The sequence below is a fragment of the Mesorhizobium sp. M0317 genome (assembly GCF_040321555.1).
Lineage (GTDB): Bacteria > Pseudomonadota > Alphaproteobacteria > Rhizobiales > Rhizobiaceae > Mesorhizobium.
This window is the reverse complement of sequence record NZ_JAMYRV010000001.1, coordinates 39873-64769: the sequence shown is the minus strand read 5'-3', so window position 1 is coordinate 64769 and position 24897 is coordinate 39873. Positions and strand designations below refer to the sequence as shown.

27 protein-coding genes are annotated in these 24897 nt (G+C 63.8%); 5 read left to right on the top strand and 22 right to left on the bottom strand.

What is annotated here, in order from left to right:
* Positions 1 to 23 precede the first annotated feature (23 nt).
* Together NKI88_RS00330 and NKI88_RS00325 are read right to left on the bottom strand one after the other, a co-directional pair.
* Complete coding sequence (locus NKI88_RS00330) at positions 24 to 572, bottom strand: YceD family protein (RefSeq protein ID WP_023715400.1); 549 nt, start codon at positions 570 to 572, stop codon at positions 24 to 26.
* Positions 573 to 587: 15 nt separating this feature from the next.
* On the bottom strand, positions 588 to 1130 hold the full coding sequence (locus NKI88_RS00325; RefSeq protein ID WP_023669369.1) for a ubiquinol-cytochrome C chaperone family protein: 543 nt from the start codon (positions 1128 to 1130) through the stop codon (positions 588 to 590).
* Positions 1131 to 1245: 115 nt separating this feature from the next.
* On the opposite strand from NKI88_RS00325, the gene NKI88_RS00320 reads away from it, so the two are divergent.
* Positions 1246 to 1758, top strand: coding sequence for an outer membrane protein assembly factor BamE (locus NKI88_RS00320; protein WP_023669368.1), 513 nt, complete (start codon positions 1246 to 1248; stop codon positions 1756 to 1758).
* A gap of 100 nt (positions 1759 to 1858) precedes the next feature.
* Here the strand turns inward: NKI88_RS00320 and NKI88_RS00315 are convergent, their stop codons facing one another.
* Positions 1859 to 2899 carry a helix-turn-helix domain-containing protein gene (locus NKI88_RS00315; RefSeq protein ID WP_352653483.1) on the bottom strand — a complete coding sequence of 347 codons (1041 nt, stop codon included), beginning with the start codon at positions 2897 to 2899 and terminating at the stop codon, positions 1859 to 1861.
* A gap of 208 nt (positions 2900 to 3107) precedes the next feature.
* Between NKI88_RS00315 and NKI88_RS00310 the strand changes: the two genes are divergently transcribed.
* Positions 3108 to 4022, top strand: coding sequence for a LysR substrate-binding domain-containing protein (locus NKI88_RS00310; protein ID WP_023730859.1), 915 nt, complete (start codon positions 3108 to 3110; stop codon positions 4020 to 4022).
* 43 nt (positions 4023 to 4065) lie between these two features.
* Here the strand turns inward: NKI88_RS00310 and NKI88_RS00305 are convergent, their stop codons facing one another.
* Both NKI88_RS00305 and NKI88_RS00300 read right to left on the bottom strand, forming a co-directional pair.
* Positions 4066 to 4623 (bottom strand): hypothetical protein, encoded by a 558-nt coding sequence (locus NKI88_RS00305; protein WP_352653482.1) that lies wholly within the window; start codon positions 4621 to 4623, stop codon positions 4066 to 4068.
* 75 nt (positions 4624 to 4698) lie between these two features.
* Complete coding sequence (locus NKI88_RS00300; RefSeq protein WP_023669364.1) at positions 4699 to 5160, bottom strand: anthrone oxygenase family protein; 462 nt, start codon at positions 5158 to 5160, stop codon at positions 4699 to 4701.
* 301 nt (positions 5161 to 5461) lie between these two features.
* Between NKI88_RS00300 and NKI88_RS00295 the strand changes: the two genes are divergently transcribed.
* Positions 5462 to 6007: a dTDP-4-dehydrorhamnose 3,5-epimerase family protein gene (locus tag NKI88_RS00295; protein ID WP_245265717.1), complete on the top strand. Its 546-nt coding sequence runs from the start codon at positions 5462 to 5464 to the stop codon at positions 6005 to 6007.
* Position 6008: 1 nt separating this feature from the next.
* Complete coding sequence (locus NKI88_RS00290; RefSeq protein WP_352653481.1) at positions 6009 to 7007, top strand: glycosyltransferase family 2 protein; 999 nt, start codon at positions 6009 to 6011, stop codon at positions 7005 to 7007.
* 77 nt (positions 7008 to 7084) lie between these two features.
* Here NKI88_RS00290 and NKI88_RS00285 read toward each other — a convergent pair whose 3' ends face one another.
* The 16 genes from NKI88_RS00285 to NKI88_RS00215 form a co-directional block, all read right to left on the bottom strand.
* Positions 7085 to 9226: a sodium-translocating pyrophosphatase gene (locus NKI88_RS00285; RefSeq protein ID WP_352653480.1), complete on the bottom strand. Its 2142-nt coding sequence runs from the start codon at positions 9224 to 9226 to the stop codon at positions 7085 to 7087.
* Positions 9227 to 9487: 261 nt separating this feature from the next.
* A complete protein-coding gene (locus NKI88_RS00280) occupies positions 9488 to 10255 on the bottom strand; it encodes an ABC transporter permease (protein ID WP_023700549.1) in 768 nt (255 codons plus the stop codon).
* A complete protein-coding gene (locus NKI88_RS00275) occupies positions 10252 to 11190 on the bottom strand; it encodes an ABC transporter ATP-binding protein (protein ID WP_352653479.1) in 939 nt (312 codons plus the stop codon). The genes NKI88_RS00280 and NKI88_RS00275 overlap by 4 nt, the downstream gene beginning before the upstream one ends.
* Positions 11187 to 12350 carry an ABC transporter permease gene (locus tag NKI88_RS00270; protein WP_352653478.1) on the bottom strand — a complete coding sequence of 388 codons (1164 nt, stop codon included), beginning with the start codon at positions 12348 to 12350 and terminating at the stop codon, positions 11187 to 11189. Before NKI88_RS00270 ends, NKI88_RS00275 begins: the two co-directional genes overlap by 4 nt.
* 316 nt (positions 12351 to 12666) lie before the next feature.
* Positions 12667 to 13578, bottom strand: coding sequence for a glycine betaine ABC transporter substrate-binding protein OsmF (gene osmF, locus NKI88_RS00265; protein WP_023689505.1), 912 nt, complete (start codon positions 13576 to 13578; stop codon positions 12667 to 12669).
* Between the two features lie 177 nt (positions 13579 to 13755).
* Positions 13756 to 14973, bottom strand: coding sequence for an MFS transporter (locus NKI88_RS00260; protein WP_352653477.1), 1218 nt, complete (start codon positions 14971 to 14973; stop codon positions 13756 to 13758).
* Positions 14970 to 15470 (bottom strand): transcription antitermination factor NusB, encoded by a 501-nt coding sequence (nusB, locus tag NKI88_RS00255; RefSeq protein ID WP_023682390.1) that lies wholly within the window; start codon positions 15468 to 15470, stop codon positions 14970 to 14972. The genes NKI88_RS00260 and nusB overlap by 4 nt, the downstream gene beginning before the upstream one ends.
* Positions 15467 to 15961 carry a 6,7-dimethyl-8-ribityllumazine synthase gene (ribH, locus tag NKI88_RS00250; RefSeq protein WP_352498380.1) on the bottom strand — a complete coding sequence of 165 codons (495 nt, stop codon included), beginning with the start codon at positions 15959 to 15961 and terminating at the stop codon, positions 15467 to 15469. The genes nusB and ribH overlap by 4 nt, the downstream gene beginning before the upstream one ends.
* 81 nt (positions 15962 to 16042) lie before the next feature.
* Positions 16043 to 16153 (bottom strand): hypothetical protein, encoded by a 111-nt coding sequence (locus NKI88_RS31795; RefSeq protein ID WP_488492023.1) that lies wholly within the window; start codon positions 16151 to 16153, stop codon positions 16043 to 16045.
* A 50-nt stretch (positions 16154 to 16203) separates the two neighbouring features.
* Complete coding sequence (locus NKI88_RS00245) at positions 16204 to 16821, bottom strand: riboflavin synthase (protein WP_352653476.1); 618 nt, start codon at positions 16819 to 16821, stop codon at positions 16204 to 16206.
* Between the two features lie 12 nt (positions 16822 to 16833).
* Positions 16834 to 17964, bottom strand: a complete 1131-nt coding sequence (gene ribD / locus NKI88_RS00240) for a bifunctional diaminohydroxyphosphoribosylaminopyrimidine deaminase/5-amino-6-(5-phosphoribosylamino)uracil reductase RibD (protein ID WP_352653475.1) — start codon at positions 17962 to 17964, stop codon at positions 16834 to 16836.
* Positions 17965 to 17966: 2 nt separating this feature from the next.
* A complete protein-coding gene (nrdR, locus tag NKI88_RS00235) occupies positions 17967 to 18461 on the bottom strand; it encodes a transcriptional regulator NrdR (RefSeq protein ID WP_352653474.1) in 495 nt (164 codons plus the stop codon).
* A gap of 138 nt (positions 18462 to 18599) precedes the next feature.
* Positions 18600 to 19184, bottom strand: coding sequence for an invasion associated locus B family protein (locus NKI88_RS00230; protein WP_023669350.1), 585 nt, complete (start codon positions 19182 to 19184; stop codon positions 18600 to 18602).
* A gap of 80 nt (positions 19185 to 19264) precedes the next feature.
* Positions 19265 to 20578, bottom strand: coding sequence for a serine hydroxymethyltransferase (gene glyA / locus NKI88_RS00225; protein WP_023669349.1), 1314 nt, complete (start codon positions 20576 to 20578; stop codon positions 19265 to 19267).
* Positions 20579 to 20749: 171 nt separating this feature from the next.
* Positions 20750 to 22396: a Na+/H+ antiporter gene (locus tag NKI88_RS00220; protein WP_023700554.1), complete on the bottom strand. Its 1647-nt coding sequence runs from the start codon at positions 22394 to 22396 to the stop codon at positions 20750 to 20752.
* 183 nt (positions 22397 to 22579) lie between these two features.
* Positions 22580 to 23833, bottom strand: coding sequence for a L,D-transpeptidase family protein (locus tag NKI88_RS00215; RefSeq protein WP_023711542.1), 1254 nt, complete (start codon positions 23831 to 23833; stop codon positions 22580 to 22582).
* Between the two features lie 127 nt (positions 23834 to 23960).
* On the opposite strand from NKI88_RS00215, the gene NKI88_RS00210 reads away from it, so the two are divergent.
* Positions 23961 to 24212, top strand: a complete 252-nt coding sequence (locus tag NKI88_RS00210; protein ID WP_023711543.1) for a hypothetical protein — start codon at positions 23961 to 23963, stop codon at positions 24210 to 24212.
* Here NKI88_RS00210 and ldtR read toward each other — a convergent pair whose 3' ends face one another.
* On the bottom strand, positions 24213 to 24728 hold the full coding sequence (gene ldtR / locus NKI88_RS00205; RefSeq protein WP_023672997.1) for a transcriptional regulator LdtR: 516 nt from the start codon (positions 24726 to 24728) through the stop codon (positions 24213 to 24215).
* Positions 24729 to 24897 lie beyond the last annotated feature (169 nt).

Below are 24897 nucleotides of genomic sequence, written 5' to 3'. Positions count from 1 at the left end.
CTTTTCTCCGATCGCTTCGTGTTTTAGGATTTTCCAAGCAAGGATCGCAGCTTTTGCTGGAATTCATTCTCGACGGGCTCGTTCGGGCCGGCGGCATCGAGCGAGGCGCCTGCCTTGCGCGGATAGGGATCGATCGCCAGCCCGAAGAACTGTTCGGCGAGCGCGCCGACGTCGATCGTGTCGCCGGAGAAAGTTTCCGGGCTGTCCGGCCCTTCGGCGTCGAGCAGGATTTCGCCACCGCCTTCGAAACCTTGCCGTCCGAGTTTGGATTGTTCGGGCAGGAACAGCGCCTCGACCTCTTCGTCGATATGGGCCGCGACCGGCTCAAGGGTGACGATGCAGGCCTGGGTGATATCAGCCTCGACGCGGCCGCTGACCTTGACGCCATTGCGCTTCCACGGCGCCACCAAAAGCTCAGCACGGTAGTTTTCGACCGAAAGCAGCTCGTGCTCGCGCGCAAGCATTGCGCGCTGCGCGGCGTCGGCGTCGATCACCACCTGCAAACCTTTGTGCGGCAGGCGGCCGACATTGGCCGCGAATGAGACCGGGCTAGGCGTGTCCACATGTTTCATCTTGGTCTCCCCTCCTCACTCCGCTTTCGCGACCGGAAACGCCACGGCACCGGAAACGATCGATTCGGACGGCTGTGCTTCAAGCTGCCTTGCGGCATCGATTACATAGGAAGCCAGCGGCAGGGCTTGCGGCCAGGCGCCGGCATCGGGTCTGACATTGCGCGCCAGGGCGGCAGCAAGCGCGTCGCGGTCGCTGCGTTCCAGCGCGTCGTCATAGGCGGCGGTACGGCCGTAGAACATTTTGGCCAGCCTCTTCATGCGCTTGGGCACGCCGACATCGCCAACGCCCAGTTCCCGCAGCGAATGCTCGACATCGAGAAAGAACTCGTCGATCAGCACCTGCGCGACCTCATGCGCGACGCCCTCTTCGCCGCGGAGCCGGTGCTGAAACAGGAACATATGCAGCGACAGCATCTCGAAACGGCCGAGCGGCGTATCCGGCACATTCCAGTGGGAATAAAACACGGTCTGCCGCGCCGCCGCCACGATTTGTGCGTAAAGCGCCTCGGTGATAGCGCGGTTGGCGTTGCGTTCGCGGCCAAAAAGGCGCTGGAACATTGAGGGTGGTCTCCTGGGGACCGATTGTTTGAATGGGCCTTGTTGCATCGGCAAGCAAGCTGGTTTACCGGTTTTGCCGCCCAGCGCAAGTTGCGGCCAGCTAATGGAGTTGTTGTTGCGCGCGCTGAAATTCAAGTCGACTTTTCTGCCTGGGGCCACCGCCGCGGTTTCGCTGGTGCTGGTGGCTTCCGCGCTGTCGGGCTGCAATTCGTCCAAGATGTTCGGCGACCTTAACCCTAGCGAGACGCTGACGCAGGGCTATGTTATCGACCAGCAGGCGGTCGATTCGGTGCCGGTGGGCTCCAGCCGCGAACAGGTGCTTCTGGCGCTCGGTACGCCATCGACGAAAGCGACCTTCGACAATGAGGCGTTCTATTACATTTCGCAGACGCGCAAGCGCTATGTCGCTTTCGACAAGCCGCGCCTGGTCGACCAGAAAGTGCTCGCGGTCTATTTTGGCGAGGACGGGCGCGTCACCCAGATTGCCAATTACGGTCTGAAGGACGGCAAGATTTTCGACTTCATCTCGCGCACCACGCCGACCGGCGGCAAGGACCAGAACTTCCTCAGCCAGATCATCAAAGGCGCCAGCAAGCTGGCGCCCCCCATTCCTGGCGGCGGCGCCTAAGAAGCGACCACCTTCCTCAGATTTTTGCTTCCCCCGAAGCGACACCATCTCAGGCGACCAAAAGCCCGCGGGAGCGATCCTGCGGGCTTTTGTTTTGAGGTCATGCGGCCGCAACACCCGTCGCGCTTTGCCGCGCGTGGCCTGTTCGGCCGCCGGGCTCCAGCGAGGCGCGGTGCACAGCCGCACTCTGCCGCGCTTCCGAAGGCGTCATGCCGAAATGCCGGCGGAAGGCGTGGTTGAAGGTCGAGAGATCGCCGAAGCCGGCGTCGAAGGCGATGGCGCCGATGGTGCGGTGTGCCAGGCGCAGGTCGGATAGCTTGCTGCAAACCAGCGCCAGCCGCCGGCCAAGCACGAACTGCGACAGCGAGGTACCCTCACCCTCGAACAGCTTTCTGATATAGCGCGCGCTGACGTGGTGGCGCCCGGCCAGCGCGTCGGACCCGACATCGCCGGAAGCCAGATTGCTTTCGATATCGGCTTTGATGGCGCGCAGCCGCGCGGCGCGTATGCCGCGGCCTGCGGCGACCTCAGTGGCGTCCTGCGTTGCCCCGACCACGACCGCGACAAGGTCCTGTATGTGCTTGGCGGCAAGCCAGCGCAATTCGGACGCGGCCAGGTTCGGCTCCTGCATCAGCAGACGGACATAGCTGGTCAGCAGCAAGAACTTTTCGCCCACGCATGACATCGGCGTCATCAGGGCGGCATCCGCATTCGCAGCCATGGGCCCGAGCGCTGCCTTGGGGATGGTGATGAAGAGATGATGCGACATCGCCCGCTCGATCACATGCGGATCAGAGGAGGACAGAAGGATTGCCTGGCCGGCCTCGATGCTGGCCTCGCGACCGAGATGCGAGAAGGCGGCAGCGCCCTCCAGACACATGAAGAAAATGTAGTCATCGGTCCCCTTGGCCATGGCGCGGGAACGGATGGTGCGGAAGGCGGTGGTCCTCGAATCGGCAATGCCGACGCCCGGCAGCCGCAGGATGGTCGCGTCGATGGAGAGCTTTTCCTCCGTGACGTTAAAATCCATGTCGGTCACCATCCGGCGCAACAGGTCGCAATAGACGTTTCGCCATTCCGCTCGCGGCCACATTGCGGTCGAAAAGCGCGCATGCGCAAACTCGGGGGGTCGAATAGTCATGGGGTACTCCCAAGCGATTGTCTTCATTTCACTGTCGTTCGTAGTCGAGGCTCGTTCCATGAACGGCCTCTCATCCGACGGCGGCAATCGGGGGGCACTGGATGGCTACAATGATTTGCGCACTTGGACAAAAGACTATTTACGAAGCTATGGATGAGCTTTGTTCATTCATGCTAAGGAACCCATGGGCAGGATCGGGTAACGGCAAATGACAAGACGGCTTCCACAACTGGAATCCATTCGTGCTTTCGAGGTCATTGCCCGGCTGGGCAGCTTCAAGCGCGCCGGCGATGAGCTGAATGTTACGCCAAGCGCGCTCAGCCACCGCATCGCCGATCTCGAAGCCGATCTCGGCGTGCTTCTGTTCACCCGCCATGTCCGCCGCGTCGAACTAACGCTTGAAGGCGAACGATTGTCCGCGGGCGTGCGACGCGCACTGCTGGAAATCCAGAGCACGATCGCGAGTGTCGCGCGCAACGAGCGCACGAGGCTGAGGGTCACCGCCATTCCTTCGCATGCCGTGCGCTGGCTGGCCCCGCGTCTGCACAGGTTTCGCAAAAAGCATCCCGAAACAGAGATCGACATCAATGCGGATCTTGCAGTCGTCGACCTTTCGCAGCGAACAGTCGACATCGCATTGCGGTTCGGCGGCGGACACTATCCGGCCGTCGAGACCGAATGGCTGATGGCAGATGCGATCTTTCCTGTCGTCAGTCCCGACTATCTCGCCGCCAACGGCCCGGTCAGAGACCAGCACGATGTGCTGCGACTGTTTCGCATCCTCGACACGACGGCCGAAAATGACGAGAGCGGCGCCAATTGGCGCCACTGGTTCGAGAGAAACAATCTGCCGCTGGATACGGTTGGCGACGGCATGAATCTGAACGGCACCTTGCTGGCGGTCGAAGCGGCGGCCAGCGGACTGGGCGTCGCCATCGCGAGGAAGTCGCTGGTCGAGAGCGATTTGCGCACCGGCAGGCTCGTCCGCCTCCTGACGACGGACATACCGACGAACTGGAACCACTACGTCGTCGTCCACCCGTCCATCTCCGCCTGGGAGCCTGCCAGATCGTTCATCAACTGGCTGAAGGCGGAAGCCGGCGACAACACCGGCGACGGTTGACCTCGGCGGCCGTCCAGGAGCTCTCATCGGAAGGCGTCGGGGCTCACGGACTCATCGTATCGGCCAGTTGCTCATCCTTGCGGCCCGACTGGTTCGCCGCCTTGGCGGCAAGCGCTGCCGCCATCTGGCTCTCCAGCTCGCGCAGCTTGGCGTCGAGTGTCGCCATGCCGCCCCAGGCGAATGTCGCGCGGTACAGCGGTGCGACCACGGGCGTCAGGAATTCGACCAGGGTTTCGTCCTCGACCCAGACCTTGAGCACCTTGAACAGGCGGGCATCGATCAGCTCGCTATGCCAGCCCATGCGGGCGGCAATGCCCTGGATGGTTTCGGTCGAATTGGGCGTGCTGAGCAGCACATGCGAGCCGGAGCGCAGGCGCATGTTCGGGTCGAAGCCGATGCCGAGCGGCGCTTGCTGGTCCAGAACCGTGCCGCACGGCAGGATTTCGATCAGCGAGCCGAAATGGTCGCCGAGGCAGACAAACCATGCGCCCTCAGGAAATGGCGGCGACGGCGCACGAACCGCGGTGGCGACAAGCATTTCGGCAAGGACGCTGGCGACGGCCTGCGGATCGCGGGCGTTGAATGAAGCGTGATGCAGCATGGCAATACTCCTGTTTTCAACGGCGGCGGCCGGCAGAAGTGCCGACCCATGCCGCGGCGTTCCGTAAAAACTGAATCACCGGCTGAGCGTCAGGATGACCGCGGCAAACAGGCAGGCGTATTCGGCCAGTCCAAGCACAAGGCGCAAATTGTGGTTGGCCGCCCAGCTGTCGCGCGTCTGCGCCCAATCATCGGGGATGGTCACCGGCGTCCAGCTCTGCACCTGTTTGTTGAGCGGCACCTGACGGCTGACGGTGAAGCCAATGTCGATCACCACCAGCGCCGCGGCGACGATGGTCAGGATGCGCGGCAGGCCGGCATCGACCGCAAACATCGCCATCGCCGCGATCAGCACCAGCGTCGTCAGCCTGACGAACGGCATCACCCGAGTAAACGTCCGGTCGCGCATCTGATGCATGGCCATGTACTGGCCGGCGGTAAGATCATCGATGCGAAAATCGTGGATTACGCCCGAGACGTAGATGCCGGCAATAATTCCAGCCAGCGCAAGCGAAGCCGCCATCAAGAAAATGTCCATGTCTTTTCCCTGCCCGAATGTCGTTTCCCTGGCCAAAATCGCCGCAGAGGCGAGCCCGACACCGCGCTTATTGCAATGTCCTGGCCAATGGCCGGGGTATTAAAGCAGGCGGACGGTCCGGGCTTGGGTAGGATGGAACGATGTTTTGGGCAATGCGGCCCTCCGATTCCGTCGGAAACATCAAGTGCCGTGAGGTCGAAACCTATCAGCAAACCTTGACGCGTACTTGCCAGCGACAGGTCAAATTCGTATCAGACCGTGCTGGCCAATGGCGCATCACGCTGAATTGGGAGGAGCATCCGTGCCGGAAAAAACCCGGACAAAACCGACAGGCTGGATGGCGACCGGAACGGCTGACAGCCAAGTGGTCACGCCTGACTGGATGCCCATCGAGCCGGTGACGATCGATGGCGTGAGGGTCAAGGAGATCAGGCCGGTCGCAACCTCCACCGGCTATCTGACCGAGATCTTTCGCGAGGAGTGGGAGCTCGATTCGGAGCCGGTCGGCCAGGTCTTCCAACGCACCTTGTATCCCGGCGCGGTGACGGGCTGGCATGCCCATGCGGTGACGACCGACCGGCTGTTCTGCTGCGTCGGCAGCGTTCGCATTTCGCTGTTTGACGGACGCAAGGCCTCGCCGACCTTCGGCGCCGTCTGGCACAAGATTATCGGCCCGTTGCGCCCGGCGGTCGTCATCATTCCACCCGGAATATGGCACGGTGTTGTTTCGCTCGGAGCGGAGACGGCGGTGCTGCTCAACCTCGTCGACAAGGCCTATGCCTACGATCAGCCCGACCATTGGCGCCTGCCGCCAGACACCGACCACATTCCCTACAGACTGGTGTAGCGTGGAAGCATCGGCGCAGCGCGATCGGGCCGGCGGCGAACCGCTGGTTTCGATCGTGATCGCGACGCACAACCGGCCGGCAGCACTGCGGCAGGCATTGACCAGCGTCATGCGCCAGACGTTGCAAGGCTGGGAAGCCTTGGTCATCGGCGACGATTGCAGGCCGGATACGGCGGCCGTTGTCGCCGAATTTCACGATACCCGCATCGTCTACATCGATCTTCCCGTCAATTTCGGCGAACAGTCCGGTCCCAATAACATCGGCTTTGCCAGGGCCCGTGGCCGCTTCGTCGCCTTGCTCAACCACGACGATCTGTGGTTTCCCGACCATTTGGCGGCGATGACCGGCTGGATCGACGCCACAGGCGCCGACGTGGTGCTGGCGCGCGGCGCCGTCATCCAGCCGCCGTCGGCGGCCGGCAATCCTGTCAATTCGATCTTCGGGATCGGCAAGGATGGTTTTTACGACCCCGTCACGACGGAAGGATTTGGCTCGGCACACATGTTTCGCCGCGCTTCGTTCAGCCTGCTCGGACCTTGGCGACCCGCCAGCCAGTGCTTTTGCGAAAGCTCGCAGGACTGGCTGTTTCGGGCATGGCGAAAGGGCGCGGTGATCGCGACGATGCCGCACCTCACGGTGATCAAGCTTCATTCCGGCATACGCAAGGGTTCCTATCTCGGCGACAATGCGCAGGAACAGAAGGATCTTCTGGATGCCATGCAGACGCCGGACGCCTTGCGCGTGAAAATCCTTGGCTGCGCGGGCGAACCCATTCGCCTGGCGGCATCGAGTTATCTCAGGCGCAGGCTGATGGCGGCTCTTGGCATCCATCCCCGCGCCCGCGCCTTCCGCCGCAAGTATAAGCGAGGCGCCTTCCTTGCCAAGCTGCGGCGCCTGCGTGGCCTGGCGCCGATGCCTGAGCGCGAACCTGGCGTGAGCGAATTGCTGGATCGCTACAGCAAGCGCGGCCATGCCGGGACCGAGCCGGATGAGGGTTGACTGCCACCAGCGTAAATCTCAAACAAAAACCCGCGGGATCGCTCCCGCGGGTTTGTTCCTGAAGCAGTGGCGTTGCCTTAGCCGTGCGCGAGCACGGCCAGCAGCAGAAGCGCCACGATGTTGGTGATCTTGATTGCCGGGTTGACCGCCGGGCCGGCGGTGTCCTTGTAGGGATCGCCAACCGTGTCGCCGGTGACCGAAGCCTTGTGCGCTTCGGACCCCTTGAGGTGCTTGACGCCGTCCTTGTCGACAAAACCGTCCTCGAACGACTTCTTGGCATTGTCCCAGGCGCCGCCGCCCGAAGTCATCGAGATGGCGACGAACAGGCCGTTGACGATGACGCCGAGCAACGAGGCGCCGAGCGCCGCAAAGGCGGACGCCTTGGAGCCCGAGATCAGCTGCACGCCGAAATAGACGACGAGCGGCGCCAGCACCGGCAGCAGCGAGGGGATGATCATTTCCCGGATCGCCGCCTTGGTCAGAAGGTCGACGGCGCGGGCATAGTTCGGCTTGGAGGTGCCGGCCATGATGCCCGGGTCCTCGCGGAACTGCTTGCGCACCTCCTCGACGATGGCGCCCGCCGCGCGGCCGACCGCCGTCATGGCGATGCCGCCGAACAGGTACGGGATCAGGCCGCCAAAGATCAGGCCGGCGACAACATAGGGATTGGAGAGGTCGAAGGAGACATCGCCCATGCCCTGGAAGTATGGATATTTGTCGCCATTGGCGGCAAAGAACTTCAAATCGTTCGAATAGGCCGCAAACAGCACCAGCGCGCCAAGACCGGCCGAACCGATGGCATAGCCCTTGGTCACCGCCTTGGTGGTGTTGCCGACCGCGTCGAGCGCGTCGGTGGAGTGGCGCACTTCCTTGGGCAGGCCGGCCATTTCGGCAATGCCGCCGGCATTGTCGGTGACCGGGCCGAAGGCGTCGAGGGCGACGATCATGCCGGCAAGGCCGAGCATGGTGGTGACCGCGATCGCCGTGCCGAACAGGCCGGCGAGCTGGTAGGTCGAAATGATGCCGCCGACGATGACGATTGCCGGCAGTGCGGTCGATTCGAGCGACACCGCAAGTCCCTGGATGACGTTGGTGCCGTGACCGGTCACCGAGGCCTGGGCGATGGAGTTCACCGGGCGCTTGTTGGTGCCGGTATAGTATTCGGTGATCACCACGATGAGACCGGTCACAACGAGACCGATCAGGCCGCAGATGAACAGGTTCTTGCCGATGATGGTCATGCCGGCGACGGTGCCGATCTCGCCCCAGCCGACGGTTGCCGAGGTAGCGACGCCGAGACCGACGATCGACAGCAGGCCGGTGACGATCAGGCCTTTGTAGAGGGCGCCCATGATCGAGCCGTTGGAACCGAGCTTGACGAAGAAGGTGCCGACGATCGAGGTCAGGATGCAGGCACCGCAGATAGCGAGCGGATAGAGCATCGCCGCACCCAGAGCGGCGGTTCCGCCGAAGAAGATGGCGGCCAGCACCATGGTGGCAACGACGGTCACCGCATAGGTCTCGAAGAGGTCGGCGGCCATGCCGGCGCAGTCACCGACATTGTCGCCGACATTGTCGGCGATGGTGGCCGGGTTGCGCGGATCGTCTTCGGGAATACCGGCTTCGACCTTGCCTACGAGATCGCCGCCGACGTCGGCGCCCTTGGTGAAGATGCCGCCGCCCAGACGGGCGAAGATCGAGATCAGCGATGCGCCGAACCCGAGCGAAACCAGCGCATCGATAACGGTGCGGTCATTGGGCTGCAGGCCCATCGGGCCGGTCAGGATATAGTAGTAAATCGACACGCCGAGCAGCGCGAGGCCGGCCACCAGCATACCGGTGATGGCGCCCGACTTGAAGGCGATGTCGAGACCGGCGGCGAGGCTGTTGGACGCCGCCTGCGCGGTGCGCACATTGGCGCGCACCGAGACGTGCATGCCGATGAAACCGGCGGCGCCCGAAAGCACGGCGCCGATCAGGAAGCCGACCGCGGCGGTGATCGAAAGCAGCCACCAGGCGAGCACGAGCACGACCACGCCGACGATGGCGATGGTGGTGTACTGGCGCGCCAGATAGGCCTGCGCGCCTTCGCGGATGGCGGCGGAGATTTCCTGCATGCGTGCATTGCCCTGATCGGCTGCAAGAACCGATCGTGTCGCCCAGATGGCGTAAAGGATTGAAAGCAAGCCGCAGGCGATGACGGCAGAAATGATGGTCATTGCCGAATTTTCCTCGATTGATGGCCCAAAAGAACCCCTCCCTGGGCCGTTGGTGCGGGGAGCGGATAAAGCCTAGGCGGAATCCGTCCTTCGCAGCGGTGTATGCGAAACAGGGCTCGGAACGTCAAGATATTGTTCGGTTTTTGCCCCGCTTTCAGCCAAAAGGTTTAGGCCAGAACATTCCCGTGGCCGATGCCTTGCTATTAGATCGGTTGAAATGACGCAGCGTCAGTCAATGCTTTGCCCGCAGTCCAGCGAAGGTCAGTCGCCAGTCTCCTGCCCCATCTTGCGCGCGGTGTAGCGCTCGATGGCGGACAGTCCGTCATAGATCAGCACCGCCAGCGCCGCGACGATCAGGCCGCCTTGCAGGACGAAGGCGAGATTGTTGGACAGCAGGCCGGCGATGATCACCTCGCCCAGCGTCTTGGCGGCAACCGTCGAACCGATCGTCGCCGTGGCCAGGCTGATCACCACCGACAGCCTTATGCCGCCCAGAATGATCGGCGCACTCAGCGGCAATTCAACCTTGATCAGCCTTTGCCAGCCAGTCATGCCGGCGCCGCGCGCGGCCTCCATGATGTTGCCCTGCAGCGTCGTGAGGCCGGTCAGCGCGTTCTCGAAGATCGGCAGCAGGCCGTAGAGAAACAGCGCAATCAGCGTCGGCTTCTCGCCGAAACCGACGGCGGGCACCGCCAGCGCCAGCACCGCCACCGGCGGAAAGGTCTGGCCGATATTGACCAAGCTGCGCGACAGCGGCAGGAATTCGGCGCCCGCCGGCCTGGTCACCAGGATGGCAAGCGCCACGGCAACGATGGTTGCGGCGACGGTAGCGATCAGCACGGTCCTGAGGTGCAGCAGGGTCAGCGTCAGCAGGCTGCCCTGATTGTAGATCGCCGGCGCATTGTTTTCGGTCAGCGGCTTCAACAGCGGCTCGAACCAGCCGGGATTGGTGACGAAGGCTATGAGAAGCACCACCAGGGCAAGCCTGAGCAGCGAAGGCAGCCAGGCTTTTAGACCGGCCCCTTTCATGCCGGCCTCGCCGCGCGCTTCACCAGCCCGTCGACGGTGACGCGGCCGAGCAGCTTGCCATCTTCGCCCTTGACCGGCAGCGCCGGCCGGCCCGACCACAGAAGCTCGGCCAGCGCGTCGCGCTGGCTGGCGTCGCCTGGGATCGCCTCGCCTTCGGCAGACCCCTTTTCCACGGCCTCGCGCACGCGGCCGAGCGACAAGAGCCGGAACGGCTTTTCGCTGGCGCCGACCAGGGTTTCGACGAAGGCGTTCGCCGGCCGCGCCAGGATCTCTTCCGGCTTGGCGTATTGCACCAGCTTTCCGGCATCCATGACGGCGATCTTGTCGCCCATATGGACCGCCTCCTCCATGTCGTGGGTGACGAGGATGATGGTGGTACCGAAGCGCTTCTGGATTGCCAGCAGGTCCTCCTGCGCCTTGGTGCGGATGATCGGGTCGAGTGCGCCGAACGGCTCGTCCATCAGAAGCACATTGGGCTCGGCGGCGAGCGCGCGGGCGACGCCGACACGCTGCTGTTGCCCGCCGGACAGTTCGTGCGGGTAGCGCGGGCCATAAGCCTCGGGGTCGAGCTGGTAGAGTGTCATCAACTCATCGACGCGGGCCTTGATGCGGTCCTTGTCCCAGCCCAGCAGGACCGGCACGGTGGCGATGTTCTGCGCAACGGTGCGGTGCGGGAACAGGCCGTGGCCCTGGATGGCGTAGCCGATGCTGCGGCGCAGTTCGTAGCCGGGCAGCGAGCGGTTGTCGTTGCCGTCGAGCTTGATGGCGCCGGCGGTCGGCTCGGCCAGCCGGTTGATCATTCGCAGCAGCGTCGTCTTGCCGGAACCGGAGGTACCGACAATGACGCAAACCGTGCGCGGCTCGACGACCATGGACACGTCGTTGACCACGGTCGTCGCGTCATAGCGCTTGGTAATGCCTTCGATCTCGATCATGCCGTTTCAACCCTGCGCCTGGTGGCGGTCATTTCGATCACTGCGTCGAGGATGATGGCCGCGGCGAAGGCCAACGCCACCGTCGGCACGGCGCCAAGCAGCACCAGGTCCATCGCCGTCTGGCCAACTCCCTGGAACACGAAGACGCCAAAGCCGCCGCCGCCGATCAGTGCTGCGATGGTGGCCAGGCCGATGTTCTGCACCAGCACGATGCGGATGCCGGTGAGGATCACCGGAAAGGCCAACGGAAACTCGACGCCGAACAGGCGCTGGCCATCGGTCATGCCCATGCCGCGCGCTGCATCATTGGCCGCGCAGGGTACGCCGGCAAGCCCGACCACGGTGTTGGCCACCACCGGCAGCAGCGAATAGAGGAACAAGGCAACGAAGGCGGGCGCGGTGCCGATGCCTCTGATACCGAGCGCTGCGGCACCCGGAACATGTGTGGCGACCCAGCCGAGCGGCGCGATCAGCAGGCCGAACAGCGCGATCGAGGGTATGGTCTGGACGATGTTGAGCACGTTGAGCACACCGGCGCGCAACCGTTCGACGCGATGGCATAGAATGCCGAGCGGCAGGCCGACGATCACCGCCGCCGCCAGCGACCCCAGCGCCAGTGTGATGTGCTTGGAGCCTTCGGCCCAGAAACTATCGGCGCGGTTTGCATATTCCTTGAGGATCGACAGGCTGTCCCACTGTCCCGATATCAGCAACAAGCCGATGGCCAGCGCCGCGACGACGAGCACGCCGACGCGGGCCGGTGGCGACAGGTTGAGCCTGGTCAGCACGTCGGCGAGCAACAATGTGAAGGCAAAGATCAACAGCCAGAACCCGGAAGCCGGCGAGATGCGGGCGAAGGTGTTGCCGGCCGGCATCAGGAAGGTGCCGGCGACACCGATCAGGATGGCAAGGGCGGCGAGCGCCACGACGCTTGCGGCCAGGCGCAGGACAAGCGGGGTTTTCAGCAAGGCAACAATAGCGGCCACGACGACGATCGCCAGCAGTAGCGGCCCGACTGTGGCCGGCAGCGCCTCCAGGATCGAGCGCGCCTGACCGGGAACGATACGATTGGCGCGGAAGGTGGCGAACGGAGCCAGAAACGCCGCATAGGCAACGATCGCCGCGATAACCATGCCGAGCTTGTCGAAACGCAGGGTCATGGATTCCCCTCATGAGGAGCGATTTTCCACGTTGCGCAGACTACGCTGTTGATCGGCGCAAGCCGACGCGAAGTCCGATCTCCCCCCTTGAGGGGGAGATGGCCGGCAGGCCAGAGGGGGGTGTGAAGGATCGTCAGCTTTCGAGCGTCGGCCTGTTCGGAAGCAACCCTGTCGAGGCACGCACCTGCTACCGGTTGTGAGGTCGGCGGGACAGCACCCCCCTCTGTCCTGCCGGACATCTCCCCCGCAAGGGGGGAGATCAGCAGCTTCCAGAGAGGGGTGTCTCGCACCAGCGTCACGATCAGCTATGCGCTGACTACTTCAAAAACCCGTTCTTCTTCAAAAAGTCCTCGGCGACACCCTTGACCGGCTCGCCGCCGACCTGGACGCGGCCGTTGAGTTCCTGCAGCGTGACGAGGTCGAGCTTGGCGAACACCGGCTTCAACAGCGTCTCGATCTCCGGATGCTCTTTCAGCACCGCTTCGCGGATGATCGGCGCCGGCTGGTAGACCGGCTGCACGCCCTTGTCGTCGGCGAGCACGACCAGGCCGGACGGCGCGATGCCGCCGTCGGTGCCGTAGACCATGGCGGCGTTGGCGCCGTTGGTCTGGTTGGCGGCAGCACCGATTGTCGCGGCGGTGTCGCCGCCCGAAAGCGTGATCAACTGCTCCGGCTTCAGCGTGAAGCCGTAAGTGGTCTGGAACGCCGGCAGGGCTGCCGCCGAATTGACGAACTCAGCCGACGCCGCCAAAACCACCGTGCCGCCGCCGGCGACGTATTTGCCGAAGTCGGTCAGGGTCGCCAGCTTGTTGGTCTCGGCAACCTCCTTGCGCAGCGCGATCGCCCAGGTGTTGTTGGCCGGTGACGGCGACAGCCAGACGATCTTGTTGGCGTCATAGTCGAGCTTCTTGGCGGTCTCATAGGCCTTGGCGGCATCCTTCCAGACCGGATCGTCGGCCTTCTCGAAGAAGAAAGCGGCATTGCCGGTGTACTCGGGATAGATGTCGATCTCGCCGGCGGTGATCGCCTTGCGTACCACCGGCGTGCCGCCGAGCTGGATGCGGTCGGTGGTCTTGATGTTGTTGGCGTTGAGCACAAGCTGGATGATGTTGCCGAGCACGCCGCCCTCGGTGTCGATCTTCGAGGAGACGACCACCTGGGCATTGGCGGAGGCGGCCGTGATGCCGAGCGCCAACGCCGCGCCGGCCAGAATCTTGACTGAAAACATTGTGAAAACCCCTTGCTTTGGACCGAAATGCGGTGGCCGCATATGAGCATGGCTTCAACGCCCCGTCGGGGCACACGGTTTCATAACAATGGGTACAGACGCAATAATTTTGTGCGGTCGCCGCGATTCGGTCGGCGCCATGCTGACAGGTCGTGCCAAGCCAAAGATAGAACCGGATCAGGCGCGGGCTTTGCGCGATCCGGTCAGTTTGAGCGCGCCAAGGGCGACGAAACACAGGGCGACGACCGGGAAAACCAGCCAGTTCAGCATCTCCCAGCCCCACGCATTGTAGATGGCGCCCGACATTAGCGAGGCGAAAGCGACGGAGCCGAACAGGACGAAGTCGTGGAAGCCCTGCACCTTGCTCTTTTCGGACGGATGGTAGCTGTCGGCGACCATGGAGGTGGCGCCGATGAAGGCGAAATTCCAGCCGAGGCCAAGCAGGATCAGCGCCGTCCAGAACTGCCACAAATGCAGGCCGGACAATGCCACAGCGGCGCAGCCGATGAGCAGGACCAGGCCGGTTGCGACGATGCGTTCGGCGCTGAAGCGATGGATCAGCGATCCGGTGAAGAAGCTCGGCGCAAACATCGCCATCACATGCCAGGAAATGCCGAGCGTGGCGTCGTCCGTCGACAGGCCGCAGCCGACCATGGCCAGCGGCGCGCCGGTCATGACGAAACTCATCAGCGCATAGCTGCCGACGGCGCAAAACAGTGCCGCGACGAAACGCGGCCGGGTGACGATCTCGGACAGCGGCCGGGCGTCGTTTGACGCGACTTGCGCGTGGCCGGGAGCCTTGGCCGGGATGCGCAGGAATGACAGGATGATGGCGCCGGCCGCCGCCAGAACCGGAATGGCCACGAACGAGCCGGCAAACATCACCGGCGCCAGCAATTCGCGGGTGAAGATGACGATCTGCGGCCCGAGGATCGCGGTGATGACGCCGCCGGCCAGCACGAAGGAAATGGCGCGCGCCTTGAATTCGGGCGGAGCATTATCGGCGGCGGCGAAGCGGAACTGCTGGACGAAGGCGCCGCCGACGCCGATCACCAGCAGCGCGAAAGCGAACAGCCAGAAGCTGGCGTGGAACAGTGCCAGCGTGGAGATGACGCCGCCAAGCGCGGTCACGATGGTGCCGGTCATGAAGCCGCCGCGCTGGCCAAGCCAGCGGATGATGGCCGCGGCCGGCAACGCGCCGAGCGCCACGCCGATGTTGAAGCCGGTGATTGGCGCCGTTGCCAGCGACTTATCGGGGCCAAGCAGATATTGCCCGGCCAGCCCGCCCATGGAAATGGCAATCGGCGCGGCCGAACCGATAATCGCCTGCGACGTCGCCAGGATGATCGCCGTGCGGCGCGCTTCCCTTGCTGCGCCGGCGACGGTGCCGGTCACAATGCGTCCTTGCCGCGCCCCTCGCCCCGCACCCGGCGCGACACACGGTCGAGCACGGCGTTGGTCAGCTTCGGCTCGTCTTCCTCGTAGAAGGCCTTGGCGATGTCGACATATTCCGAAACGATGACGGCCACCGGCACGTCGTCGCGCTTCATCAGTTCGTAGACGCCAGCGCGCAGGATGGCGCGCAACGTCGAATCGAGTCTGGACAGCGGCCAGTCTTCCGTCAGCGCCTGGCGTATGATCGGATCGATGGTCGTCTGGTTCTCGACGACGCCGGCCAGGATGGCGCGGAACCACTGCGCGTCGGCCTCGCGATAAAGCGCGCCGTCGACTTCCTTGCCGAGCCGGAACGCCTCGTATTCGGCGGTGATCTCGAAGACGCCGCTGCCGGCCACGTCCATCTGGTAAAGCGCCTGCACGGCGGCCAGACGGGCGGCGCCACGCTTGTTGGCGTGGCGTATCGCGGGCTGGCCGGGCGAAGCGGGTTCGCTCACGATTGCGCTCCCAGCTTCTCTTTGAGCGCGATCATGGTCAGCGCCGCGCGCGCGGCAAAGCCGCCCTTGTCACCCTCCGAGCGCTTGGCGCGCGTCCAGGCCTGCGCGTCGTTCTCGGTGGTCAGGATGCCGTTGCCGATCGCAATCGCTTCCTGGACCGAGAGATCCATCAGCGCGCGACTCGATTCATTGGCGACGATGTCGAAATGATAAGTGTCGCCGCGGATGATGGTGCCGAGCGCGACAAAACCATCATAGTCCTTGCCGCCCTCGCCCATGCCGTCGAGCGCAAAAGTGATCACTGCTGGAATTTCCAGCGAACCGGGAACGGTGACGACGTCATAGGTCACGCCGGCTTCGTCGAGTGCTGTCGTCGCGCCGTCGAGCAGCGCGTCGGCAAGGTCGTCATGAAAGCGCGCCTCGATGATCAGAAGGTGGGCCTTCTTCTTCGGGCGAATGAACGCTTTGCCGTGTTGGGATGTGCCAGCCATAAATGTCTCCGGGGGTAGCCGGTGACTTAGGCCGAAGCCGGTTTGATCGCAAGCGGAAGATTGCTGGAGGCGAAGCCTGGCCTAGCGCGTCTTTGGGCTGGGCGTCGGTAGCGGGCACTCGCTGCAGAGGCTTTCAGCCCAGACGAGAACAGCTTCGTGATCCACTACACGACCCCCGTCTACATCGGCCATTGCTTCGCGCGTAAGCCGCTTTTTCTGTTCGATTGTGAGTCTTGCGGCCATCAAAGCCCCTCTTTCGCCGCCTCGACTAGGCGCGCGGCGTAGCGGGCCATGGTGTCGATCTCGAGGTTGACCTTGTCGCCGACCTTGCGCTCGCCCCAAGTGGTCACGGTCAGCGAATGATGGATCAAAAGCACGTCGAAACGGGTGCCCTCGACCTTGTTGACGGTAAGCGAGGTGCCATCAAGTGCGACCGAGCCTTTTGGCGCGATGAATCTCGCCAGTTCGCGCGGCGCCTCCAGCGTAAAGCGCACCGCATCGCCCTCTTCCTTGCGTTCGACGATTTCGGCCATGCCATCGACATGGCCGGAGACGATGTGGCCGCCGAGCTCGTCGCCGATCTTCAGCGCCCGCTCCAGATTGACCCTGGTGCCTGATTTCCAGCCCGACGCCGTGGTCAACCTCAGTGCCTCTTCCCAGGCTTCGACCTCGAACCAGCGGGCGTTCGAGCCATCGTCGGGCAAAGCCGTGACCGTCAGGCAGACGCCGCCGCAAGAGATCGAGGCGCCAATGGCGATGGTCGCGGGATCATAGGCAGTGTCGATGCGCAGGCCGACACCTTCGCTCAGCGGCTTGACGGCCGCGACGGTGCCGATATCGGTGACAATTCCGGTAAACATCGATGCTGATCCCTAGAGGTCCCTTATCCATTCCGCATAGACATCTTCCCCGAAGCGCATCTCGCGCAATTTGCGGAAGCCTGCCGGGATATGGTTGGCGTCGACGGGCGATACAATGCCGCCCTCGCCGATCGCTTCCGGTCCCTGGAACAGCACGATGCGGTCGATCAGTCCTTCGGCGAGGAAGGCGCTGGCCACCTTGGCGCCGCCTTCGACCAGAACGCTGGCCATGCCGAGCGCGCCGAGATCCTCGAGCAGTTCCGGCAAGGCCACGCCGCCTTCATGGGTTTCGGTGCCGATGAAGCGCACGCCGGCACGCTCCAGCACCGACCGCCGCAGCGGGTCGGCCTCCAGGCTCGCGGCGACATAGAGCGGCACCCGGTCGGTGCCGGAGACCAGCTTCGAGGCTTCCGGCAGCCTGATCTGGCGGTCGAGCACGATGCGTGCCGGCGAGCGGTTCTCCAGCCCCGGCAGCCGCACGGTGAGCGCGGGATCATCCTCCAGCGCCGTGCCGATGCCGACCAGTATGCCATCGGCTTCGGCGCGCATCAGATAGACTTCGCGGCGGGCGATATCGCCGGTGATCGCGACCTGGCCGGCGCCATGCCTGCCGATCTTGCCGTCGCTGGAAAGCGCAAGCTTCAGAGTCACTTCCGGACGCTTTTTCAGGGATCGAATCAAATAGCCGGCCATCTGCTCGGCGGCTTCCTCGACCAGCACCTTTTCGACCACTTCGATGCCGGCGGCGCGCAGGATGGCATAGCCTTTGCCGGAGACGCGCGGATCGGGATCGCTGGCGGCGCCGACGACCCGCGCCACTCCGGCATTGACCAGCGCGTTGGCGCAAGGCGGGGTGCGGCCATGGTGGGCGCAGGGCTCCAGCGTGACATAGGCGGTGGCACCGCGCGCCAACTCGCCGGCTTCAGCCAGCGCTTCGGTCTCGGCATGCGGCCGGCCGCCAACAGCGGTGACGCCGGTGCCGACGATCATCGGGCCGGCGCCATCGTCGCGAACGATTATGGTGCCGACGGAAGGGTTGGTCGAGGTGCGGCCGGCATTTCTGCGCGAGAGCCTCAGCGCCGCGGCCATGAAGCGGCGATCGAGGGCCTGCTGATCGGCCTTCCCTGACGTTTGGCTTGCCATGCTCAGCCGGCGTCCTCTTCGCTCTTCAGCTCGTCGCCTTTGAGTTCGTCACCTTTGAGCTCACCCAGCACGTCATGGAAGTCCTTGGCCTCACGGAAATTGCGATAGACCGAGGCGAAGCGGACATAGGCGACGTCGTCGAGCGACTTCAGCGCTTCCATGACGAGCCGGCCGACCTCGCCCGAGGCGATTTCAGTCTCGCCGGAGCTTTCGAGCTGGCGCACGATGCCGGTGACGGCGCGGTCGATGCGCTCGGGATCGACATTGCGCTTGCGCACCGCGATCTGCACCGAACGCAAGAGCTTGTCGCGGTCGAACGGCACCTTTCTGCCGGACTTCTTCACCACCACGAGGTCGCGCAACTGGACGCGCTCGAAAGTGGTGAAACGGCCACCGCAATCGGGACAGACGCGCCGCCGGCGGATCGCCGCGCCATCCTCGGCGGGGCGCGAATCCTTCACCTGCGTATCTTCGGACTGGCAATAGGGACAGCGCATGGAGAGCCTTCAGGTTGGCGATTCTGGCGGAACGATAGGCTTAGAGGTTTTTGCCGGGACGGCAAAGGTTCGGCAACGGCCGCTCGCGCCCTCAGAGATAGCGAGGCGGGAGGAAAATTGCCAGCCGCGCCAGATATGTCAGGGCGCGACGTCCTTGGTCGGGAAGCCGCAGGACGTTCCGAGGTTGCGGTAGGCCTTGGTGAAGCCGTCCATAGGGATGCTGGCGACGGCTTGCTTGCCGAACGTCACGTCGAGCGAGATGACCTGGCGCATGGCCCGCAACAAAGCGAGACTGGTCTTGGCCTGGTTGTCGACGGTCCAGCTCGGGCGGCCGGCATCATTGGAATAGACGGTCGCGGAAACCTTGACGCCGGGGTCACCGAAGGTCGCGGCGATCTTCTTGCCGGTCGGCAGCTCCTTGTTCGCGACGGTGAACATGATCGCCGGATAGGCATCGGGCGGCAGGGCGTCGCCAGTCGAGATCGAAAGCGTCAGCGTGCCGGCATTGCCGCCGCCATCGACAAAGGCCGTGGAGGCAGCGCAGGTCTTGTGGGAATCCTGGCCGGTGTCGAGCGCATCGATGATGGTGGTCCACCTGCCAAAGGTGTTTGTGGCGGGGATATCCGTGCCCGGCTGCGGCTGCTCCTGGGCGATCGCGCCCGACACGGCGACAGCGGCAAGCGAGCCGATGAAGGCCAGAACGGCAGGACGGAACACGCGCATCGTCAGATCTCCAACAGGCCGCGCCGCCCCAACAGCAAGCGGCGCAGAGCGCGGGATAAAAGACGATGCGCCGCTGGCGGTCAACCGAGATAGGGATAGAGCGGGAAACGATCGGTCAGCGCCACGACCTTGGCCTTCACGGCTGCTTCCACAGCCGCATTGCCTTCGTCGGAATTGGCGACCTTCAGCCCGTCCAGCACCTCGGCGATCAACTTGCCGATCTCGCGGAACTCGGCCTGGCCGAAGCCGCGCGTGGTGCCGGCCGGCGTGCCCAGACGCACGCCCGAGGTGACGAAAGGCTTTTCCGGATCGAACGGGATGCCGTTCTTGTTGCAGGTGATGTTGGCGCGGCCGAGCGCTGCCTCGGCGCGCTTGCCGGTGGCGTTCTTGGGCCTGAGATCGACCAGCATCAGATGGTTGTCGGTGCCGCCGGAGACGATGTCGAGGCCGGTTTCCTTGAGGCTCGACGCCAGCGCCTTCGCGTTGGCGGCGACACTCTCGGCATAGAGCTTGAAGCTCGGCTTCAGCGCCTCGCCGAAGGCGACCGCCTTGGCGGCGATGACATGCATCAGCGGGCCGCCCTGCAGGCCGGGGAAAACCGCCGAGTTCATCTTCTTGGCGATGTCCTCGTCATTGCACAGGATCATGCCGCCGCGCGGGCCGCGCAGCGATTTGTGCGTGGTCGTGGTCACGACATGGGCGTGCGGCAGCGGTGACGGATGCACGCCGCCGGCAACCAGGCCGGCGATATGGGCCATGTCGACCATCAGATAGGCGCCGACCGCATCGGCGATCTCGCGAAAGCGCTTCCAGTCCCAGATGCGCGAATAGGCGGTGCCGCCGGCCAGGATCAGCTTTGGCTTGGTCTCATGTGCGGTCTTTTCGATCGCGTCCATGTCGAGCAGATGGTCGTCCTTGCGCACGCCGTAGGAAACGACTTTGAACCATTTGCCGCTCATATTGACGGGCGAACCGTGCGTCAGGTGGCCGCCGGAATTCAGGTCGAGGCCCATGAAGGTGTCGCCGGGCTGCAGCAGCGCCAGGAAGACCGCCTGGTTCATCTGGCTGCCGGAATTCGGCTGGACATTGGCGAAGTTGCAGCCGAACAGCTTTTTGGCGCGCTCGATAGCGAGTTCCTCGGCGACGTCGACGAACTGGCAGCCGCCATAATAGCGCTTGCCCGGATAACCCTCGGCGTATTTGTTGGTCATGATCGAGCCCTGCGCCTCGAGCACGGCGCGCGAAACGATGTTTTCCGAGGCGATCAGCTCGATCTCGTGACGCTGGCGGCCAAGCTCGTTGCGGATCGAGCCGAAGATCTCCGGATCGGCATCTTCCAGCGTGGTTTCGAAGAAGGATTCGAACTTGTTCGACGCTGCCGCTGCAGTTGCCATGGCCTGAAATCCTTCGGTTCGGGGCATCTATCTATGCATATCGCTGCCCCGAAACCGCTGCACGGTTCCGGGCGACATGCATTGCCGCGCCATTAACACAGTTGTTTTCGCCTCGCCACGTTTGCAGCGCGAAATTTGCTGGCCGGATTGCGCCAGAGCGGCCCTGAACCGCTATTTTCGCTCCTGCCGCCCCTGCAGCAAGGCTTCGGTGAGCGTGATCTCGGTAAACAGCGCCCGCGCCGTATGGTCGTTGATCGCGCCGCTGCTTAACATGTCGCGCACGGCGATGCGCTCGGCCTCGATGCCGGCAAGCCGCATTTCGAGCTCCAGCCGCCCGGCTTCGCGGGCCTCTGCCCGGGCGTCGTCGGCCTCGTCCGAAGTGGCGATCCGGCGCCGGTAGCCGGCGACGATGTTTTCGGCGGCGGCAAGCCTGGCGCCGGGCACCTCGCCCTGGTCGTCGTCGCTGGCGCCCGCCATGCTTTCGACGCGGGCGATGGCCGCCTTGGCGGCGCCGATGCGGGCGAGACGCTCCTCGATGGCGCTGCCATCCTCGCCCGGCTCGACCAGCCCGCGCGCTATCTTCGGCAGCGCCACGCTGGCGATGGCGAGCGAACAGATGATGACGCCGGCGGCGAGGAAGATCACCAGGTCGCGCGCGGGAAAAGGCGAGCCGTCCGGCATGGCGAGCGGGAGCGACAGGATGCCGGCCAGCGTGATCGCGCCGCGCACGCCCGCCACCGAGCCGGCAAGCCGCACACGCATCCCGAACGGCTCGGCCTTGCGCTTTCCCCATTTTGCCTTGAGGCCTGCCGCGATGTCGCCGACCCAGATCCAGAGGAAGCGCAGCGCGATCAGGCACAGCGTCAGCGCAATCACCGTCGCGACCGGCTGGATGATCGGGTAATGGCCAGTCAGTTCGGGCGGCACGCGGCGAATGATTTCGGGAAGCTGCATGCCGAGCACGATGAACAGCGCGCCATTGTAGACGAAGGACAAGGTTGTCCACAGCGAGATCGTCTGCATGCGCGCCGAGACGCCGAGGAAGCGGAAGACGCCGGAGCCGCCGGTCAAAAGCCCGGCGGTGACCGCCGCCAGAATGCCTGAGGCATGCAGATGTTCGGCGACGAGATAGGCAATGAAGGGCAGCAGGACCATGACCAGAACCTGCGCCTCGGCCGGAACGCCGCCGATGCGATTCAGAAGCTGCAGGAGCCTGGCGGCGATGAACAACGCGGCGATGCCGGCCAGGATGCCGATGGCGACGGCATAAAAGAAGCTCAGCGATGCATCGGCGAAGGAAAAGCTGCCGGTCACGGCGGCGGCGACGGCGAAGCGGAACATGACCAGGCCCGAGGCGTCGTTGAGCAGCGCCTCGCCTTCCAGAATATGCATCAGCCGCGCCGGCACCAGGCTTCTGTCGACGATCGAGGACACCGCCACGGCGTCGGTCGGGGACAGCACGGCAGCGAGCGCGAAGGCGACGACCAGCGGGATGCTCGGCACCAACCAGTGCAAGGCATAACCGAAGCCGACAATGGTAAAGAAGACCAGCCCGATGGCCAGATCGAGGATCGGTCCGCGCAGCGCGATCAGCTCGCGTTTGGGCGCTCCATAGGCATCGCCGAACAAAAGCGGCGGGATGAACACCAGCAGGAAGAGTTCGGGGTCGATCTCGACATGGATGCCTTTCACCGGCCAGGCGAGCGCGGCGCCGATGGCAATCTGCAGCACCGGCAGCGGCACCCGAACCAACCGCACCAGTGCGCCGGAAAGAGCGACGAAGACCAGCACGGCGAGGATGAAGATTGCGACCTGCATGGCGCGATTCCGGCTGTTTTGAGGACCATGCGCAATTGCCGTTAGTCCGTCCAGATGGGCCTGCGGCGCAACGTCCGGCAGTGTTCATGGCCTGCATGGCTGGCGGCCACCAGTCTTCTTCTGTTGGGATGTCGAACGGAAAAGGCCACCTTGCGGTGGCCTTTCCTGAAGGAGATCAGCCGCTTAGAGCGAAGAGGTGATCTGCAGTTCGCTGGCGCCATCGAGCGCGTAGACGTCGTCGCGGAACTGCACGACGCCCGGACCCGTCGACCAGGCCGACACATAGAGGAAGTGGACCGGAACCGGGTTGACGACCTGCACCGGCGTGTTCTCGCCGGTCTTGATGGTCGCCTCGAAATGCTGGCGGTCCCAGCCGGGTGTGTCGCGCAGGACCCATGTGACGAGGTCGCGCACGTTCTGGACACGCACGCAGCCCGAGGAATCGAAGCGCATCATCTTGCCGAACAGGCTTTGCTGCGGCGTATCGTGCATGTAGACGCCGTCGGGGCTGGGGAAGTTGATCTTCACCGAGGCCATGGCGTTGCCGGAACCCGGATCCTGGCGGAAGCGGTATTTTGCGGCATCATCCGTCGACCAGTCGACAGTCATCGGATCGACTTCGCTGCCATCAGGCGCAAACAGCCGGATGTGGCTGTCCTTGAGATAGTCGGGGTTCTTCCGCATCAGCGGAATGATGTCCTTGCGCACGATCGAGACCGGCGCGTTCCAGTAAGGATTGACGATGATCTCGTTGATCTTGGAATTGACCACCGGGGTCTGGCGGTCGATCTTGCCGACGATTGCGGTGTGGCGCAGCACGACGCGATCGTTCTCGACCGCCTCGATCTGTGCCGCCGGGATATCGACCAGCACATAACGGCTGCCCAGCGTGCCGGCCTTTTCGCGCAGGCGCTCCAGGTTGGTCTGCAGCTGACCGAGGCGGATCTGCGCCGAAACGTTCATCGCCGCATAAGTGTATTTGCCCATGGCGCCGTCGGCCGGCAGGCCATGGCGCGCCTGGAAGCGCTTGACCGCGGCGTCGACGTAGGAATCGAACGACGTCGAAATGCCGGCGCTCTGCGCCAGGTCGCCCGAAATCATCAGCCGCTTGCGCAGCGGCACCACGTCCGGATCGTCGACGCCAAGCTGCAGCTTCTTGGTCGCCGGCACCTCGCCCCAGCCGCCCTGGGCGACGATGTTCTGATACTGCGCCACCGCCTGTTCGGTGAAGGCGACCGTCTGCAGGCTGAAGATCGGCAGCGTCGAGGCGACCTTGCCGCCTTCCGAGGCCCGGGCGTCGAACTGGTCGTCCCAATTGCCGCGGGCCGAAGATTTCAGGATATCGTCGATGACATCCTGCGCGCTGGCGGCATTGGCAACCATGGCGACGGCGAGCGCGGAGGCTCCAGAAAGGAAAAAGCGGCGGCTGGTTCTCATGGACGTTCCAGACATTCTTGTCGTGTTTGGCTTGTAGCGTTTGGCTGTTGCAGCGTTCGGCTACGTGCTCGATGTTGGGCGATATCGCCCGCACTTTAAAGTTGGCACTGTTAACAATTAGCCAACCATGACCTGCGTCACCTGGCCGTCAAAAGCGGACGGCGATGCGACCTTACAGGCGCGCGAACAGCTTTCGCCGCCGCATACCCACACCCCTCGCTTCCACCGCGAATATGGCGGCAACGTGGCTTTGCGCCGAATTGGAAGCGCAGGCGGCTCGAAAAAGAAAAGGCCGGTGCTTTTCGGCACCGGCCTGTTGGCTGAGACTTGCCTCCGGCCGCGCTTCTTCCGGCGCAGCTGCTATTCAATGGCCCGCTGATTACATCCTGTAGGCAATCGTGTCGTTCCAGAAGCGGTCGAGGCGCTGCAGCGCGCGGTTCATCTGCTTGAACTCTTCGCTGTTGATGCCGCCGACCTGTTCGATCGAGCCGACATGGCGCTCATAGAGACCGGCGACGACTTCCGCCACTTCATTGCCCTTCGGCGTCAGCGAAACGCGGACCGAACGGCGGTCGATGCGCGAGCGCTGGTGGTTGATGAAGCCGAGATCGACCAGCTTCTTCAGATTGTAGGAGACGTTCGAGCCGAGATAGTAGCCACGCGAGCGCAGCTCGCCGGCGGTCAGTTCGGAATTGCCGATATTGAACAGAAGCAGCGCCTGGATGGCATTGATGTCGGAACGGCCGTTGCGGTCGAACTCGTCCTTGATCACGTCAAGCAGACGGCGATGCAGACGCTCCACCAGCTGCAGCGATTCCATGTAAAGCGAACGGATAGCCTCGCGGCGATCGTCGGATACGTTGGCGGTCTTCGCCGCCGGACGCGAATTGATCATTGTCTTTGCCTCTCGTTTGTCGCCCTGGTGATTTTTTGTTTTTCACCTTGATTGCGACACTATCGAATACTCATAAAATTCGACTTAAACGCTAGGGCTAACAAGAGCTTACCGGTAATAGGTTTCGCAAGACGCTTAACGAACGGTCACCCGAGCAAGGATAATTAAC

What these genes read in the sequence shown, in the direction of transcription:
- NKI88_RS00330 (WP_023715400.1), bottom strand. Translation starts at nt 572, where the DNA reads ATGAAACATGTGGACACGCCTAGCCCGGTCTCATTCGCGGCCAATGTC.
- NKI88_RS00325 (WP_023669369.1), bottom strand. Translation starts at nt 1,130, where the DNA reads ATGTTCCAGCGCCTTTTTGGCCGCGAACGCAACGCCAACCGCGCTATC.
- NKI88_RS00315 (WP_352653483.1), bottom strand. Translation starts at nt 2,899, where the DNA reads ATGACTATTCGACCCCCCGAGTTTGCGCATGCGCGCTTTTCGACCGCA.
- NKI88_RS00310 (WP_023730859.1), top strand. Translation starts at nt 3,108, where the DNA reads ATGACAAGACGGCTTCCACAACTGGAATCCATTCGTGCTTTCGAGGTC.
- NKI88_RS00305 (WP_352653482.1), bottom strand. Translation starts at nt 4,623, where the DNA reads ATGCTGCATCACGCTTCATTCAACGCCCGCGATCCGCAGGCCGTCGCC.
- NKI88_RS00300 (WP_023669364.1), bottom strand. Translation starts at nt 5,160, where the DNA reads ATGGACATTTTCTTGATGGCGGCTTCGCTTGCGCTGGCTGGAATTATT.
- NKI88_RS00285 (WP_352653480.1), bottom strand. Translation starts at nt 9,226, where the DNA reads ATGACCATCATTTCTGCCGTCATCGCCTGCGGCTTGCTTTCAATCCTT.
- NKI88_RS00280 (WP_023700549.1), bottom strand. Translation starts at nt 10,255, where the DNA reads ATGAAAGGGGCCGGTCTAAAAGCCTGGCTGCCTTCGCTGCTCAGGCTT.
- NKI88_RS00275 (WP_352653479.1), bottom strand. Translation starts at nt 11,190, where the DNA reads ATGATCGAGATCGAAGGCATTACCAAGCGCTATGACGCGACGACCGTG.
- NKI88_RS00270 (WP_352653478.1), bottom strand. Translation starts at nt 12,350, where the DNA reads ATGACCCTGCGTTTCGACAAGCTCGGCATGGTTATCGCGGCGATCGTT.
- osmF (WP_023689505.1), bottom strand. Translation starts at nt 13,578, where the DNA reads ATGTTTTCAGTCAAGATTCTGGCCGGCGCGGCGTTGGCGCTCGGCATC.
- ribH (WP_352498380.1), bottom strand. Translation starts at nt 15,961, where the DNA reads ATGGCTGGCACATCCCAACACGGCAAAGCGTTCATTCGCCCGAAGAAG.
- NKI88_RS31795 (WP_488492023.1), bottom strand. Translation starts at nt 16,153, where the DNA reads ATGGCCGATGTAGACGGGGGTCGTGTAGTGGATCACGAAGCTGTTCTC.
- NKI88_RS00245 (WP_352653476.1), bottom strand. Translation starts at nt 16,821, where the DNA reads ATGTTTACCGGAATTGTCACCGATATCGGCACCGTCGCGGCCGTCAAG.
- ribD (WP_352653475.1), bottom strand. Translation starts at nt 17,964, where the DNA reads ATGGCAAGCCAAACGTCAGGGAAGGCCGATCAGCAGGCCCTCGATCGC.
- nrdR (WP_352653474.1), bottom strand. Translation starts at nt 18,461, where the DNA reads ATGCGCTGTCCCTATTGCCAGTCCGAAGATACGCAGGTGAAGGATTCG.
- NKI88_RS00230 (WP_023669350.1), bottom strand. Translation starts at nt 19,184, where the DNA reads ATGCGCGTGTTCCGTCCTGCCGTTCTGGCCTTCATCGGCTCGCTTGCC.
- glyA (WP_023669349.1), bottom strand. Translation starts at nt 20,578, where the DNA reads ATGGCAACTGCAGCGGCAGCGTCGAACAAGTTCGAATCCTTCTTCGAA.
- NKI88_RS00220 (WP_023700554.1), bottom strand. Translation starts at nt 22,396, where the DNA reads ATGCAGGTCGCAATCTTCATCCTCGCCGTGCTGGTCTTCGTCGCTCTT.
- NKI88_RS00215 (WP_023711542.1), bottom strand. Translation starts at nt 23,833, where the DNA reads ATGAGAACCAGCCGCCGCTTTTTCCTTTCTGGAGCCTCCGCGCTCGCC.
- NKI88_RS00210 (WP_023711543.1), top strand. Translation starts at nt 23,961, where the DNA reads ATGACCTGCGTCACCTGGCCGTCAAAAGCGGACGGCGATGCGACCTTA.
- ldtR (WP_023672997.1), bottom strand. Translation starts at nt 24,728, where the DNA reads ATGATCAATTCGCGTCCGGCGGCGAAGACCGCCAACGTATCCGACGAT.